Origin of the sequence: Streptomyces sp. NPDC057136, assembly GCF_042670885.1 — a bacterium.
Lineage (GTDB): Bacteria > Actinomycetota > Actinomycetes > Streptomycetales > Streptomycetaceae > Streptomyces.
Window position 1 is genome coordinate 112,459 of the sequence record NZ_JBHUUV010000017.1, and the last position, 15,888, is coordinate 128,346.

The 15,888-nt window shown below is 69.1% G+C and carries 13 protein-coding genes; 1 reads left to right on the forward strand and 12 read right to left on the reverse strand.

Going from position 1 to position 15,888, the window contains the following annotated elements; all coding sequences use genetic code 11:
- Window positions 1-13 precede the first annotated feature (13 nt).
- Genes nadD through ACFT7S_RS21335 form a run of 3 tightly spaced genes read right to left on the reverse strand, consistent with a single transcriptional unit; the run spans window position 14 to window position 1,071 of the window.
- The gene (gene nadD, locus ACFT7S_RS21325) at window positions 14-631 is read right to left on the reverse strand and encodes a nicotinate-nucleotide adenylyltransferase (protein ID WP_382734175.1); all 618 of its coding nucleotides are present in this window, start codon (window positions 629-631) and stop codon (window positions 14-16) included.
- A 38-nt stretch (window positions 632-669) separates the two neighbouring features.
- Window positions 670-912, reverse strand: coding sequence for a hypothetical protein (locus ACFT7S_RS21330; RefSeq protein ID WP_382734277.1), 243 nt, complete (start codon window positions 910-912; stop codon window positions 670-672).
- Window positions 913-918: 6 nt separating this feature from the next.
- Window positions 919-1,071: a hypothetical protein gene (locus ACFT7S_RS21335; RefSeq protein WP_382734178.1), complete on the reverse strand. Its 153-nt coding sequence runs from the start codon at window positions 1,069-1,071 to the stop codon at window positions 919-921.
- Window positions 1,072-1,183: 112 nt separating this feature from the next.
- On the opposite strand from ACFT7S_RS21335, the gene ACFT7S_RS21340 reads away from it, so the two are divergent.
- On the forward strand, window positions 1,184-2,281 hold the full coding sequence (locus tag ACFT7S_RS21340; RefSeq protein ID WP_382734180.1) for a M48 family metallopeptidase: 1,098 nt from the start codon (window positions 1,184-1,186) through the stop codon (window positions 2,279-2,281).
- Here the strand turns inward: ACFT7S_RS21340 and ACFT7S_RS21345 are convergent.
- The 9 genes from ACFT7S_RS21345 to ACFT7S_RS21385 all read right to left on the reverse strand — a co-directional run bounded on the left by ACFT7S_RS21345 (window position 2,214) and on the right by ACFT7S_RS21385 (window position 15,656).
- Window positions 2,214-3,344, reverse strand: coding sequence for a hypothetical protein (locus ACFT7S_RS21345; RefSeq protein WP_382734182.1), 1,131 nt, complete (start codon window positions 3,342-3,344; stop codon window positions 2,214-2,216). The two genes, ACFT7S_RS21340 and ACFT7S_RS21345, sit on opposite strands and share 68 nt — an antisense overlap.
- A 159-nt stretch (window positions 3,345-3,503) precedes the next feature.
- Complete coding sequence (locus tag ACFT7S_RS21350; protein WP_382734185.1) at window positions 3,504-4,085, reverse strand: hypothetical protein; 582 nt, start codon at window positions 4,083-4,085, stop codon at window positions 3,504-3,506.
- Window positions 4,086-4,151: 66 nt separating this feature from the next.
- The gene (locus ACFT7S_RS21355) at window positions 4,152-5,435 is read right to left on the reverse strand and encodes a glutamate-5-semialdehyde dehydrogenase (protein WP_382734187.1); all 1,284 of its coding nucleotides are present in this window, start codon (window positions 5,433-5,435) and stop codon (window positions 4,152-4,154) included.
- 85 nt (window positions 5,436-5,520) lie between these two features.
- A complete protein-coding gene (locus tag ACFT7S_RS21360) occupies window positions 5,521-6,018 on the reverse strand; it encodes a hypothetical protein (protein ID WP_382734189.1) in 498 nt (165 codons plus the stop codon).
- A 121-nt stretch (window positions 6,019-6,139) separates the two neighbouring features.
- A complete protein-coding gene (proB, locus tag ACFT7S_RS21365) occupies window positions 6,140-7,267 on the reverse strand; it encodes a glutamate 5-kinase (RefSeq protein ID WP_382734269.1) in 1,128 nt (375 codons plus the stop codon).
- A 200-nt stretch (window positions 7,268-7,467) separates the two neighbouring features.
- On the reverse strand, window positions 7,468-10,185 hold the full coding sequence (locus ACFT7S_RS21370; protein WP_382734272.1) for a CDP-glycerol glycerophosphotransferase family protein: 2,718 nt from the start codon (window positions 10,183-10,185) through the stop codon (window positions 7,468-7,470).
- Window positions 10,186-10,381: 196 nt separating this feature from the next.
- Entirely contained in the window at window positions 10,382-11,674 is a 1,293-nt protein-coding gene (locus ACFT7S_RS21375; RefSeq protein WP_382734274.1) for a glycosyltransferase family 2 protein, read from the reverse strand.
- Window positions 11,675-11,853: 179 nt separating this feature from the next.
- Window positions 11,854-14,019: a hypothetical protein gene (locus ACFT7S_RS21380; RefSeq protein WP_382734192.1), complete on the reverse strand. Its 2,166-nt coding sequence runs from the start codon at window positions 14,017-14,019 to the stop codon at window positions 11,854-11,856.
- Between the two features lie 137 nt (window positions 14,020-14,156).
- On the reverse strand, window positions 14,157-15,656 hold the full coding sequence (locus tag ACFT7S_RS21385) for a D-ribitol-5-phosphate cytidylyltransferase (RefSeq protein WP_382734195.1): 1,500 nt from the start codon (window positions 15,654-15,656) through the stop codon (window positions 14,157-14,159).
- Window positions 15,657-15,888: the final 232 nt, after the last annotated feature.

Sequence of the window (15,888 nt, forward strand, 5' to 3'; positions counted from 1 at the left end):
CCCTCTCCGTGGCTCATTCGCCGCGGTACAGCTGGCGCTTGTCGATGTACCGGACCACTCCGTCCGGCACCAAATACCAGACCGGATCTCCCTGCGCGACTCTCGCACGGCAGTCCGTGGATGAGATGGCCAGCGCCGGAACCTCCACGAGGGAGACGCCGCCCTCCGGCAGTCCGTCGTCCGTGAGCACATGCCCCGGGCGGGTCACGCCGATGAAGTGGGAGAGCGAGAACAGCTCCTCCGCATCACGCCAGGTGAGGATCTGAGAAAGCGCGTCGGCGCCGGTGATGAAGAAGAGGTCCGCGTCACCGTGAAGCGCGCGCAGGTCCCGCAGCGTATCGATGGTGTACGTCGGTCCGTCACGGTCGATCTCCAGGCGGCTCACGGAGAACTGCGGGTTCGAGGCCGTGGCGATGACCGTCATCAGATAGCGGTCCTCGGCCGGCGAGACCTGCTTGTGGCTCTTCTGCCACGGCTGCCCGGTCGGGACGAAGACGACCTCGTCGAGGTGGAAATGGGCGGCCACTTCACTGGCCGCCACCAGGTGTCCATGATGGATCGGGTCAAACGTCCCGCCCATCACGCCGAGTCGGCGTTTACCGCGGCCGGTAGGCACTTCCTGCTCTCCCATGCGTGCAGACCCTACTGGCACCGCCCTACGCCTCTGCCTCAGCGGTCGCGGTTGAAGCGGGTGGTGATCCACAGCAGGAGCAGCAGCGCGAGGAACGCACCGCCGCCGGTGAGGTACGGGTTGAGGCTTTCGTGGTTACCACCGGACTCGCCGCCTTCGGAGGCGAGAGTGACCAGCTGGTGCGCGGTGCTCGTGAGGCTCATCTTCGGCGGGACCTTTTCGTCGGGAGTCGGAAGGAAGACGTCGCCGACATCGTATGCGGGCGCCTCGGGCACGCTCACGCCGACTCAGTCGTTGTTGTCGTCGTTGCCGTATCCACGCAGCAGGAACCAGGCGAGCAGGGCGGCGCCGACGATCGAGACGAGCAGCACGATCCGAAGCGTGTCGCCCGGTCCCTGCTCCTCGGATGCGGCGGCGAGCAGTGCGACGGTGTACGGCATTTCGGGCGCTCCTCAGCGTTATCCACAGCCCTCCCGCACTCCGTAGCCCCAGCACATACGCTGGGAATTGCCAGGGGGACGAGCGACATCTCGTACGAACAGGGGGCCTTCCATGACCGAAAGCAGCCACGAGAACGTGCCGAGTAGGCAGCGCAAGCGATTCCCGGGAATCTCCTCCCGGGCGTACGAGCATCCGGCGGACCGCTCGGCGCTCGTTGCCCTGCGCAGGCTGACCGGGTTCGACACCGTCTTCAAGGCGCTCAGCGGGCTTCTTCCCGAGCGCAGTCTGCGGTTGCTCTTCCTCTCGGACTCCGTCCGGGTGAGCGACGCCCAGTTCACCCACCTCAACGCCATGCTGCGGGACGCCTGTTACATCCTGGACCTGGAGAAGGTCCCCCCGATGTACGTCAGTCAGAACCCGCAGCCGAACGCGATGTGCATCGGTCTCGACGAGCCGATCATCGTGGTGACGACGGGCCTGGTCGAGCTCCTGGACGAGGAGGAGATGCGGGCCGTCGTGGGACACGAGGTGGGCCACGCGCTCTCCGGCCACTCGGTGTACCGCACGATATTGCTCTTCCTCACGAACCTGGCCCTCAAGGTGGCCTGGATTCCCCTCGGCAACGTCGCGATCATGACGATCGTGACGGCGCTGCGCGAGTGGTTCCGCAAGTCCGAGCTGTCGGCGGACCGGGCGGGTCTGCTGGCCGGGCAGGATCTGCAGGCTTCGATGCGCGGCCTGATGAAGATCGCCGGTGGCAACCATCTGCACGAGATGAACGTGGACGCGTTCCTCGCCCAGGCCGACGAGTACGAGAAGGGCGGCGACCTGCGCGACTCCGTGCTGAAGATCCTCAATGTGCTGCCCCGCTCGCACCCGTTCACCACGGTGCGGGCCGCCGAGCTGAAGAAGTGGTCGGAGACCCGCGACTACCAGCGGATCATGGACGGTCACTACCCCCGGCGGGACGAGGACAAGGACACCTCGGTCACGGACTCCTTCCGGGAGTCGGCCTCGCACTACGCGGAAACGGTGCGCACCAGCAAGGACCCGCTGATGAAGCTGGTGGGTGGCATCGCGGGCGGTGCGGGGGACCTGGGCGGCAAGCTCCGGGACAAGTTCACGGGCGCCGGCACCGGTGCTACGGACGGGCCGGGGAGCCGTCGGCCGCAGGACCCGGAGGAGGGGTCTGCGCCTGACCGGAGCTGACCGCCAGCGTTCCGCACAGCGCCGCCGTGCGCGGGCCCGTGTCATACGGGTCGGTGCCGGCCGGTCCCCGGCTGTCCGCCCGCTCCCCCGCGAGCAGCGGTACCAGCGCACCGGCCGTGTCCGCCGAGCACGACTGGGGTCCGGCCTGCACCTGGGCGGTCCGGACCTCCAGGCGGTGGAGCCGCAGGTCCTCCCGGTCGAACTGGAAGTGCAGCTCCCGCCGCACGGTGAACAGCGAGGCACCGTCCTCCTTCTGGGGGCCGGTATCAACCGGGCGGAGGGCGTACGTGAACGTGTGGTCGGACACCACCTCCAGGGTGTCCGCCCCCACCTCCGTGTAGGCCAGCGTGCCCCGGACCCTGACCTTCGGGTCGGCGAGCTCCACATCGTCCGGATCGAACCGTACGAGCCAGCCGGTGGCGGAGTGCCGGCCGTCGTCGGCCGGTGTGTTCATGCTCCGGTCGAACTGGGCCGTCTGGTCGGGGTCCAGCAGGCGCTCGACCGGCCGGGTGGACGTTCCGGTGAGCACATCGGGGTCGAGCGAGGACCCCACCAGGTAGTCCTTGACCGTGGTCAGGGCAGCCGTCACCTGACTGTCGGAGAAGCTGTGCGTGCGCCGGATCGTGGGGAGAGTGATCCCTTCGGCGCCGGTCCGGAATTCCGCCGCCGGGCTCGCCGCGTAGAGAGCGGCGGGGGTACCGCCCGGCACAGCGCCCTGGGGGCTGAGCGGCACCACGGTCGTCTTGAGCGGCGCGGCGTGCCTGACGGCGGGCGGCGAGTAGGGGTTGCGGAAGCCGATGTATACGGCGGTGGCGAAGGCCAGGGCGATGAGCAGGACGAGGGCGATGGCGGCCTTGGAGCCGTTGCGGGCGGCGCGGCCGGGCAGTGAGCGGACGGCGAGGGCATGGTCGCCCATCCGTTCCTGTGCGGAGAATTCCTGAAGCCGGGCAGCACGGACGAACGATTCGTCGAAGACGAGCGAGCGGTACTCGTCCTCGCCACCCGCGGGGTTCTCGGGCGGACCTTCTGGCGGGCCTTCTGGCGGTTCTCCGCGGCCAGTCATGACTTCTCCCGATCGCCGATACGTACGCGGGCGCACATCCGGACAAGTGAGAAGCCCCCTCCGGAAGAGGGGTCACATCTTCAGGGTAGGTCGATTGGCGGGAACGTAAACGCGGGAGACGCCAGAAGAGGGAACGAGGTCTGCGGGGGCGGTCGGCCGTCAGGGGGTGTGGGGGACGGCGGAGACCGGGGGGCCTGAATGTCCGGCCGGGACCGAGCGGTCGGCACCCGGCTTGTCGACGCCGCTGGTCACCGGCTGCGGGATCTGGTCCTGGCGGTTGCCGGCGGCGCCGCGGTACACGGCGGAGAAGGCCAGCGCGACCATGCCGATGCCCATCAGCAGGGCGAGCAGCCAGGCCACCGGGCGGTGCCAGCGTGCCGTACCGCGGTAGGGGCGCAGAGCGCCGCCGTGGCGCCCGTACGGGCCGCTGTAGTCGTCCTCGTCCCCTTCGGGGTCCGCGGAGCCCCCGAAGGACCGCCTGCGGCCGTACACGCCGTAGCCGTCGTCGTAGAGCTCGTCGTCCCGGGGGCCGCCGCCCGAGCGCGTCCTGGCCGCCTCGGCCTCGGCTCGCGCCTGCGCTGCGGAGAGCAGTCGCTCCACCGCGGTGGGTTCATGGACCTCGGCGGCCCGTACGAAGTCCTCGTCGAACACCACGGAGGCGAAGTCCTCGTCCGCGCCCCCGCGGTCGTCGTCGGGCTCCCAGCCGTCCTGGAACGGCCTGCCTCCCACGTCGTCCGGCACGGCTTCAGCGTAGCCGCGCCGGGTCGTTTTAGGCAGAGAGCGCACAAACTCGGCCCACCGGGGCGGCTACCGGATGTGGCCGTCGCCGGTGACGATGTACTTCGTGGACGTCAGCTCCGGAAGTCCCATGGGGCCCCTGGCGTGCAGCTTCTGCGTCGAGATTCCGATCTCGGCGCCGAACCCGAACTGGCCGCCGTCGGTGAAGCGCGTGGAGGCGTTCACCGTGACCGTCGTGGAATCGACCAACTGGGTGAAGCGGCGGGCCGCTGCCTGTGACGTCGTCACGATCGCCTCGGTGTGGCCCGAGGACCAGAGCCGGATGTGCGCGACCGCGGCGTCCAGCGATTCGACGACGGCCGCCGCGATGTCGTACGAGAGGTACTCGGTCTCCCAGTCCTCCGGTGTCGCCTCCACCAGGGTGGCCTTCGAGCCTTGGGCGTACTCCATGACCCGTTCGTCGCCGTGGACCGTCACCCCGGCCTCGGCCAGTGCGTCCAGGGCCATGGGGAGGAACTGGTCGGCGATGTCCTTGTGGACGAGCAGGGTCTCGGCGGCGTTGCACACGCTCGGGCGCTGCGCCTTGGAGTTGATCAGGATGTCGACAGCCATGGCGAGGTCGGTCTGCGCGTCCACGTAGACGTGGCAGTTGCCGGTGCCGGTCTCGATCACGGGCACCGAGGACTCCTCCACGACCGTGCGGATCAGGGAGGCGCCGCCGCGCGGGATCAGTACGTCGACCAGACCGCGGGCCCGCATCAGCTCCCGTACCGAGTCGCGGCTCTCCCCAGGCACCAGCTGCACCGCGTCGGCGGGGAGCCCGGAGCCTCCGACGGCGTCGCGCACCACCCGGACGAGAGCGACGTTCGAGGCGTACGCGGACGAGGAGCCCCGCAGGAGTACGGCGTTGCCCGACTTGAGGCAGAGGGCCGCGGCGTCCACCGTCACATTGGGCCTGGCCTCGTAGATGATCCCGACCACGCCGAGCGGCACCCGGACCTGACGCAGGTCGATGCCGTTGGGCAGGGTCGAGCCTCGCACCACTTCACCGACCGGGTCGGGCAGCGCCGCCACGTCGCGCACATCGGCGGCGATGGCGCGGATGCGCTCGGGGGTGAGGGTGAGCCGGTCGACGATCGACTCGCTGGTCCCGGCCTCGCGGGCGCGGGCGACGTCCTCGGCGTTCGCGGTGACGATCTCACCGGTGCGCACTTCGAGCGCGTCCGCGATCGCCAGCAGCGCGTCGTCCTTCGCCGAGCGCGGGAGTGGCGCGATGTCCGCGGCGGCGGCGCGTGCCCGGTAGGCGGCCTGGGCGACCGGGGACATGTTGTCGTACGGCGAAAGCGTGGTCATGCCCGCAGGGTAATGCGCACACTGCGGGCATCCCTCACGCATCCCGTGATGCGAGACGGCCGTTCCGAAAGAACTGCCGGCCCGCTCAGTACGGGTGCACCCCGACCGGGGCCGCGGGCGGTGGCCCGTACCCCTCGGCGATGCGCAGGTGGTACGTCTCCCGGTCGATGACCTCCAGGCCGACGATCTCCCAGGGCGGGAGCTTGGCGCTGGAGCGGTGCTCCCCCCACAGCCGCAGCGCGACCGCCGCCGCGTCGTGGAGGTCGCGGGCCTCTTCCCAGTAGCGGATCTCCGCGTGGTCGTTGGCGTACCGGCTGGTCAGCAGGAACGGGTGGTCATGGGCAAGCTGTTCGAGGCCGCGTCTGACCTCCTTCAGCGGAATCTCCGAACCCGAGACGCTGAGGGTGATGTGCCAGAGCTTCGACTGGGTCCGTTCCTCCCGCGCCGCCATCGGTTCCTGCTCGGTGGCGCGGTCCGTGGTGTCCGTGGGCAGCCCCGCGCCGAAGTCGGAGCCCGCCCCGACGCTGGTCAGGGCGCGGCTTCCCGTCCCTCGGGGCGGCGCCCCCGGGCGCGCTCGTCTCACCGGCGGCCTCCTGTGAATGCGTTGCTCTGCTGTACGCCTTGTGTCCCCGCTACAAAGTTGACCAGTCCGAGGCCGGGCGTGGGGCGCTTTTGGTGAAGGTCTCTGCCGAATGTCCGGACTTTCAGCCGATTCGGGGGGTGAGTCCGGGCGCGAGGACGACCAGATCGTCTCTGTGTACGACCTCGCGTTCGTAGGCGGGGCCGAGTTCGCGTGCCAGCTCGCGGGTGGACCGGCCGAGCAGCTGCGGGATCTCCTTGGCGTCGAAGTTGACGAGGCCGCGGGCGACGGCCCGGCCGGAAAGGTCGCGCAGCTCCACCGGGTCGCCCGCGGTGAACTCGCCCTCGACCGCCGAGATTCCGGCGGGCAGCAGCGAGGTGCGGCGGTCCACCACGGCCCGTACGGCACCGTCGTCGAGGGTCAGGGCGCCCTGCGGGGTCGAGGCGTGGGCGAGCCAGAGCAGCCGGTCGGCGGAGCGGCGTCCGGTCGGGTGGAAGTACGTGCCGGTGTCGCGGCCCGCGAGGGCGTCGGCGGCGCGGCTCGCGGAGCTGAGGACGACGGGGATTCCGGCGGCGCTGGCGATCCGGGCGGCCTCGACCTTGGTCACCATCCCGCCGGTGCCGACGCCCGCCTTCCCGGTGCTGCCGATCGTGACCCCTTCCAGGTCCGCCGGTCCGCTGACCTCCGCGACCCGTGAGGCGCCCGGGGTCCTGGGGTCACCGTCGTACAGGCCGTCGACGTCGGAGAGGAGGACCAGGAGGTCGGCGTGGACGAGATGGGCGACGAGCGCGGCGAGCCGGTCGTTGTCGCCGAACCGGATCTCGTCGGTCGCCACGGTGTCGTTCTCGTTGACGACGGGCAGGGCGCCCATGTCGAGGAGCTGATCGAGCGTGCGGTAGGCGTTGCGGTAGTGGGCGCGCCGGCTGGTGTCGTCGGAGGTGAGGAGCACCTGCCCGACGCGTACGCCGTAGCGCGCGAACGAGGCGGTGTAACGGGCGACCAGAAGGCCCTGGCCGACGCTGGCGGCGGCCTGCTGACGGGCCAGGTCCTTGGGTCTGCGGACCAGTCCGAGCGGGGCGAGTCCGGCGGCGATCGCACCGCTGGAGACGAGGACGATCTCCTTCTCCCCGCCGCTCCTGACGTTGGCCAGTACATCGACGAGGGCGTCGACACGGTCGGCGTCGAGGCCGCCCGCCGCCGTCGTGAGGGAGGAGGAACCGATCTTGACCACGATCCTGCGGGCGCCGGTCACACCCGGCCTGGCAGCTGACACGTACTTCCTCACTCTGGCTGGCCCGGCGCTCGGCCGAGGGGCCGTCGCGGGCCCCATGACCCGGGCTTCCGGGGGCCGTCCCCGAGCAGCACAGTACGCGAGCGGCCGCGCCCTGCGCCTTCCCGTTCCGCTCGATGGACAGCGGTGGGAGGAGCCGGGCGCGGCCGGTCGGGACAGCGTCAGTCGTTGTTGACCGTCAGCATCCGGTCGACGACCCGCGCCGCGGCGAGACCGTCGGAGGGCTCGCAGAAGTCCACCCTGAACTGGGCGTACTTCTCCTTGTACTCCTCCGTCACCGCCTCGATGTTGCGGATGGCGTCGACGAGTTCACCGGACGTCTTGATCAGCGGGCCCGGGGCGCGCGACGTGAAGTCGAAGTAGAAGCCGCGCAGGGTGTCCCGGTAGTGCTCCAGGTCGTACGTGAAGAACAGCATCGGGCGACCCGAGTGGGCGAAGTCGAAGAGCACGGAGGAGTAGTCCGTGATCAGCACGTCCGCGATCAGGTAGAGGTCGGCGATGTCCGGGTAGTACGTCACGTCCCAGACAAAGCCCTGGCCCGCGCCGGGGATGCTGTCGAGGACCTTGTGGTGCTTGCGGTAGAGCAGCACGTGGTCGTCGCCGAGCTGTTCCTGGGCCGCGGTGACGTCGATCTGGTTGTCGAGCTTGAAGCGACGGCCGCCGTACCGCTGGTCGTCGCGCCAGGTCGGCGCGTACAGGACGACCTTCTTGCCCGCGGGGATGCCGAGCTTCTCCCGTACGGCCGCCGCGCGCTTGACCCGGTCCGGGGCGTGGAAGACGTCGTTGCGCGGGTAACCGGCCTCCAGTACCTCGCACTGGAGGCGGAAGGAGTTGGTCATGATCGGCGTCGTGAAGGCGTTCGGCGTGATGAAGAGGCTGTACTGGCGCGAACGCTGCGGCAGGCTGGAGATGTAGGCGAGGTTGGCCTGCGGGGTGCCGAGCAGGTCCGCGCCGATGCGCTTGAGGGGCGTGCCGTGCCAGGTCTGGACGACGACCTGGCCCTCACGGCGGACGAACCACTCACGGATGCCGCCGTTGGTGACGATGTAGCGGCTGCGCGCCAGAGCCTCGTACCACTCCTTGCTGCCCCACAGGACTCCGCGGACACCCGGCGGCAGCACGACCTGCTCGTCGTGGACCATCGCGATGTGCTCGACCTGGGTGCCGCGGCGTACGAGCTCCTCGTAGACGGCGCGGGGCGAGTCGGAGAACTGCTTGCCGCCGAAGCTGTTGTAGAGCACGGCTTCGCGCAGCGGCAGCTTGCGCTGCTCGGGGGTGTACACGTCGCGCATGAGCCGCTGGCGGTACGCGCCGCGGAGCTCGGGCTCCAGGACGGGGCCCGACTCCAGGAAGATCCGGTCGTAGTCCAGCCGCTCCAGGGTGTACGTCCGGCGGGCGCCGTCGTGGGCCGAGGGCAGCATGGAGACGAGGTCGGGTCGGATCGTCACGGGGATATCGTGCCGGTGGTTCCACTCGTCGCGGGCGCGCAGGAACGGGAGCCAGCGGCCGGCCCGGAGCGGGAGCGTTCCGTCGTACGCGGGCATGGCGTCGGGTGTGAGGCGGGCGGTGAAGCGCCCGTTCTCGAACTCGGCGGGCAGCGGCTTGTCCTCGTTGCGGCCGCTGTGGCGAAGGACGAACTTCATCGTCTCGGCCGGGCCCGTGTACGTACCGGACAGCAGCAGTTCGCCGTTCTCGGACCATTCGGTCCGGTCGACGACGGGCTGGGCGGTACGCAGCTGGGGGGTGAAGTTGCCCGCGCCGTCGGTGAGCACGGCGAATTCGAGGGTGCCGGGCAGCTGCTGCACACCGGTGCGCAGGGACTGTCCGATGGTGGCGCGACGCATCGTGCCGTCCGCGAAGACGATCCGCGTGCGGTACTTCCGGGCCTTGCCGGGGACGACCCCCGCGACGGGCAGATCCCCGAAGGGCAGGCGCGCGGTGTAACGGTTCCAGCCGTCGGTGCCGGGGTCGCCGGCCTCCAGCGGGAGGTCGATGGAGAACTCGGTGCCCTCGTGGTCGATGCGCAGCGCCGTCGGCGTCTTGCCCGCGGCTGCCGTGCCGCGCGACCGGATCGTCACGGTGAGGCCGTTGTCGTCCATCTCCTGGGACTCGGCCTCGGCCGGCACGACGTCCACGGAGAGCTTGAGACGGTTGCGGTCGTAACCGGCGACGAGCCGCACGCCGTCGTCCAGCACGTGCACCTGGCTGTGTCCCGCGGCTCCGCTGTTGCTCTTGAGCACGCTGCCGACGGACATGCCGCCGGGGCGCGGGATACCGATGCCTAGGCGCCAGTTGCCCGCCTGCCACTGGCCGCGGGTCCGCAGGCGCGACGGGTCGATGGCGATCTCGAAGCCGGACCAGTCGTAGCAGTGCAGGGCGCCCTTGGCCTCAGCCGTCGCCCTGGGCTCCAGGACGGTGCGCAGCCGCAACGGGATGGTGCTCCTGCTGCCCTGCCGGCGCAGGACAGCGACGCGTAGTGAGCGCTTGCCGGTCGCCGAGGGGACGTTGGGGATGTAGGCGTAGCCGCGGACGACCAGGCGTCCGTCCTGCCAGGCCAGGTCGGTCAGTTTGCCGCGTACGGGGAGCTCGCTGCGGGTGAAGTTACGTACGGTCGGGGGCAGCGAGGAGCTCTCGACGCCGGGCAGCTCGATGCGGGCCCGCCGCAGGCCCTTGACCGCGAAGACGCCTGGATTCTCGCGCTCGTAGTGCAGGACGTCGACGAGCTCGTCCCCACGCCCGTTGGCCGCCAGATGCCACTTGACCCGGGCCATCGGCGAGAACTGCCTGACGAGCTTGGGTGCCGCCTGCGCCAGGAAGTCCTTGGCGGCCGTATGGAAGGCGGTGCGCTCCTCGACCGGTGTCTCGGGGAAGTACTTCATGAGACGGCTGAGCTCTGCGGGAATGGTTTCGACAGGTCGGGACGCCACGGCGTGAGGGCCTTTCCGGGGGGACTTTCAGACGTGAACCCCAGGAAGACGGGGCGTGAATGAGACTCTCACCAAGGTCTCATGGTTGCCCCACAGCATGGAGTGACGCCCGTCACAATTCCTTCGCACGGGGCGTGTCCCACCACACTCAGACCCTTGTACGAGTCCCTGTTCGCACCCGGTGCGACCGTGGCGCCCGAAGCGTCCGGAGTGCCGTCCGGCCGATCTTGCGCACGACGCGGCGGGCGAAGGAGACGTAGGGCCTCGGCTCCGGCGCCTCGATCCGCCGGCCACCGATCCACTCGGTGACGGTCACCTCGTACGCCGAGTCGGGCAGTCCGGAACCGTCCCTGAAGTGCGGATACGCAAGGTACAGCCGGGATGGGCGCTCTTCGTGGACCAGTGCGGGCTCGCTCTTGGCCTTCATGAACCGCAGGACATCGAGGAGCAGATCGAGCCGGCCCTTCGCCACACAGGCGAGCCTGAGCCGTTCGTTCGCTTTCAGTCCGCGCGCCAGTCCGGGCGTCCAGTACGCCGCGAGCAGCGGCGCCGCCAGCGCCATCTTCTTCTCGCGTACGGCCTTCGACTGCTTCAGCAGATTGGGTCCGAATTGTGGCAGCAATGTGATGACGAACGGCCGCACCATCAGGGAGTCCCGGTGAGGCCCCGGGGGTACGTGGGTGGCGATGAGCCCCATCAGCGCCCGCGCCGAATCGAACCGCAGTACGTAGCTGCCGCTCTTGGTCGCATGCTTGCCGTCGTCCCGGCCCACGAGGTAATAGCAGGTGTAGTCCGCCACGACGGAGACACCGTTCCCCCGCAGGTACGCCTCCATGGTGAAGAGCGCGTCCTCGCCGGTCCTGAGCTTCTCGTCGAAGGACATCCCGAGCCGTTGGAGAAGCTCGCGCCGGAAGAGCTTCTGGGCGCTCAGAGTGAATTTGACGTTGGAGTGGTACAGGTCGGCGCGTTCGACCGTCTCCTTCCACATCGACTTGGCCGCACCCCTGTTGACGCCGACGATCTTGCCGAGGACCACGTCCGTGCCGGCGCGGTCGCCCATCGCGACCATCCGCTCCAGCGCTTCCGGGCCGAAGTAGTCGTCGGCGTCGAGGAAGAAGACGTACCGCCCGCGGGCGAGGCCGAGACCGACGTTGCGCGGCCCGCTGGGTCCACCGGAGTTGTCCTGGTGGAGGACCCGCGTGGGGATGGCGGTGCGGGCGGCGAAGGCGTCCAGATACTCCCCCGTGCCGTCCGTGGAACCGTCGTCGACAGCGACGATCTCCATACGCCCGGCCGGAAGCGTCTGCTCCTCGACGGACTCCAGGCAGCGGATCAGATAGGGCATGGCCTCGTACGCCCCGATGACGATGCTGACGTCGGGTTGGACGGCATCGGTCTCGGCGGCATCGGGGCCGCGGGCATCGGTCTCGCTGGTCTCCATGGCCATCCCGAAATCACCCATATCGTCAATTCTCATCACAAATGAGACAGAATGTCCGATCGAATCTGCCTTTTGCGTATCAACACGCAGAACGGCCCGTACATCCCTCTCCTGGAGAGATGCACGGGCCGTCGGATGGGTTGCCTGGCCGTCGCAACGACCTGATCACTCGGGGACGGTCAGCGGACCGCCGAGGGTCCGGTGCCGATCTCGGCGTCCGCGTCGGCCGCGGCCACGGCATCGGCGACGATCTGCTCCTCGCCGTCACCCGCGCCGCTGGACTCGTCCTCGAGGTCGGGCGATGCCACGCTCTGCTCCCCGATCCGCTGACTGACCCCGGCGTTGCGCGCCTCGGCCTTGGCCGCGAGGGCACGCACCGCGGCGTTGAACTGCTCCATGGAGGTCGGCTCGTCCGGGCCGAGCAGATAGCTCTTCAGCTCGTGCCTGGCGTTGGCGAGCGGGTCGGCCGCGCTGTCGGTGACCGCGTCCAGCAGCTCGCCGATCTCCTCGGCACTGTTGGAGAGGATGACCGCGGCCCGTACGGCGGTGTTCTGCCGCTTGAACTCCTCGGCACCCAGTTCCGCCGAGTCGGTGACCGCGTACGGCTTACCGCTCGCGATGAAGTCGGACACCACGCTGGAGATGTCCGAGACCATGGCGTCGGACTCGTTGAAGCAGTCGTACAGCTTGGGCTGCGCGCCGGTCACCGTCTTGTGCTCCCACCAGCCGAAGGAACGCCAGTACGCGTCGTTCCACTCGGTCCGCAGTGCCTCGACCCGGTCCTGGCGCGACGGGTCGGCGAGCGAGACGCGCGACTCCTCGGCGTCGTCGCCACCGGCCCGGCCGGACTTCGCCAGGTCGGCGAGTGCCGCCTGGATCCTCACCAGTTCGGCCTTCGCGGCGTTCTGCCCGGCGGCGGCAGCGGCGGCCTCCTCGGCCCAGCGCGGCTCGGTGGCACGCTCCGCGGCCGCCTTGCTCAGCATGTTCCGGATGCGCGCGTTGACGGCCTTCGCCTTGGCGCTGCGGATGCCGGTGAAGGGGTGCGGCTTGTAGATGACCCGCACCGGCTTCTCGGCGTCCAGCAGACGGCGCACGATGTTCTCGCCCGCGAGCAGCAGGGAGGTGTTGCCGGGGTTGTCGTCCCAGCCCTCCCAGGTGGGGGCGTACAGCACGGTCGGGATGGGGTTCTTCGCGGTGCCGGTCCAGGTCGTGATCGGCGCGAGCTGCGGCCGTCCGACCTCGACGATGTCCTCGTCACGGATGCCGACGTCGGCCAGCGCGTAACGGTCGCGGCCCGCACGGCCGGCCGTCCACACCTCGTCGTACACCTTGGAGTACGGGTTGACGCTGGCGAGCTTGTCGCTGTCGCCGTGGCCGATGAAGACGTGCTTCATGGTCGGGACGCGCAGCATGTGGATGTTCTTGCCGACGTTGGCGGGGTAGAGGCAGACCCGGACGCTGGAGAGGTCCAGGTTCATCAGGTGGGTCCCCGCCGGGACGCAGAGCACCGGTACGGAGGTCTCGGCGAGCTGGGGCACGAGACCGCGCTCACGCATGATGATCAGCGGCCGGCCGTCGGTCTTCGCCATGGTGTCGAGCCACATGTTGCCCTGGTACGCCGACTCGTTGGAGCCGGAGAAGTAGAGCACGACGGTCGGCTGGTAGTCGCGCAGCCAGCCGTCCACGGCCTTGAGCACGGCGGCTGCCTGGGGGACCAGCCGGCCGCGGCGCAGATACGGGACGAGCACCGCGTTGAAGGCGAGCGCCAGCAGCAGGGTGAGCGCGGCACCGGCGTAGCCGATGGCGTCCACGCCGGTCCCGGCGGCGATCAGGATGCCGACCACCGCGGGGAGGTCGAGGTGGAGCATCTTCTCGGCCGAGCGGTGCAGCAGCACGCGCGGCGGCGCGTCGGGGATGCGCACGGCGTGCAGGTCCACATTGCGGGTGACGACCGGCATGGTGCGACGCATCCGGACCAGGGTCGTCATCGCGCCGTGCGGGGCCTGGAGGCCGTAGAAGAGCAGGAAGCAGGCGACGGTCGCGTAGAAGAGCGGTTCCGAGGCGAGGTCCAGCCGGGCCAGTAGGAGGATGACCATCAGCTGGCGGAGCAGGAAGCGAATGGAGAGTCCCGCCCGCACCTTGCCGAGCCGGTTGATGAGATAACTGCCGCGCTGATGGAGATACCAGTCCGCGATATACGTGACAGCCGTGGCCGCCGCGAAGAACCAGATATTGGGCAGAAGCGCGGCAAGCATGATGAGGGGATATCCCAGCATCATCAGTGCGGCCGCGGCGAGTTCTGACCGGCTGCCCACGCGGGCCAGGCGAATGGCTGTCGAAATCACGAAGAACCTGCTCCAGGGGGGTGCCGGTTTGATTCACGTATTGAGGGAAATGTGAAGGCGGGGCTTCACGCATTCGGGCCTCTGTATTCGCAGAACGCGATCACAGAGGCCCGAAAGGGAACATTTGTCGAGAATTATTACACATCTTCCTGACGGTCGAGCACAGAGGCCAGAGCCTGCTCGAAACCGGAGGATTCGGAGACGTCGCTGGTCGGGTCCTGCTGTCGGACGTCGATGACATGGCCGGTCATCGCGGACAGCAGCACGTCCAGCGAGGTACGGGCCACGGCCTCCGAGGAGAGCAGCGAGCCCTCCGGCTCCTGACCGAACGCCTTGGTACGCATCGGGGTCGCCGTGCGCTCCGGGTTGACGCAGTTCACCCGGATGCCTTCACCCGCCCACTCGTCGGCGAGCGCCTGGGTGAGGTTCACCATCGCTGCCTTGGTGGAGGAGTAGAGGCTGTACTCGGCGCGGCCGCGCGTGTAGCTGCTGGAGGTGTAGAGCAGCAGCTGGCCCTTGGTCTCCACCAGGTACTTGTACGAGGCACGGGCGATCTGGACCGGCGCCAGGTAGTTGACGTTCAGCGCTTCCTGGATCGTCGTGTTGTCCGTCTCGGCCAGCCTGCCGATGCGCAGCACGCCCGCGGTGTTGATGACGTAGTCGATGCGCCCGGTCTCCGCGTATGCCTTGGACAGCGCGTCGTCGACGTGCTCCGGGTTCTCGACGTGCGTGCCGGTGGTGGAGCGGCCCAGCGCGTAGACACTCGCGCCGTACTGCTCGGCCAGCGTCGCGATGTCGGCGCCGATGCCGTACGAACCGCCGAAGACGACCAGCGTCTTACCGGAGAGCTGCTCGCGGTAGGCGGCCTCGTCGGCCTGGCGGGGGGCCGCGGTGGAGGCCAGCTGGAAGAGCTTGTCGGTGATGAAGACGTCGACCGGCTGGGTCACCTTCATGTTGTACTCGTCGCCCGCGACCACGTAGATCGGCACGTCGGGGAGGTACCGCAGGACCACCGAACAGTCGTCGGTGGCCTGGAAGTTGGGGTCGCCCGCCGCGATCTTGTACGCCTTGCGGATCGTCGACAGCTTGAACGCCTGCGGGGTCTGGCCGCGGCGAAGCCGGGACCTGTCCGGGACCTCGGTGATGAACTCGCCGTCCTCGCCGTGGGTGCGGGTCACGATGATCGTGTCCGCGGACGGGATGGCGACATCGACGGCCTGGTAGCGGTCGAGGGCGTCGACGCAGTCCTTGATGACGCGCTGTGACAGCAGAGGGCGGACCGCGTCATGGAAGAGGACGTTGCGGTCCTCGCCCTCGGCGAGGCCCTCACCGAGGGCCGCGATGGCGCGCTCGGTGGTCTCGTTACGGGTGCTGCCACCCTCGATGACCTTGATGACCTTGGTCAGTCCGGCCTTGACGACGATCTTCTCGACGTCGGGCACGAAACCGGGCGCCATCAGCACGATCACATCGTCGATGTCCTCGGCGTTCTGGAAGATGGTCAGCGTGTGCTCGATGACTGCCTTGCCGGCGATCTTCAGCAGCTGCTTGGGGATCGACAGTCCGACGCGCTGACCGGTACCACCGGCGAGTACGACAGCAGTGGTCCGGGGCTTGGCGTGGTGCGGCACAGACACAGACGACCTACCTTGCGATGACGAGGGAACAGTGTGATGGTCGCACTCTCCGTGACCGTCTCGCAAGGCGGACGTCGGTCGGTGCATGCCCCCCGGATACCCGCAGTTCACCGCCTGGCCAGGGAGGTTGGGCTCCGGCGGGGGTGTGCGGGCAGTGACCGACTCCACAGACGTGTTACCCAATCCGCACACCGTGGGCGCCCAACAACGGTCACCACCAGGCAATTGTGGC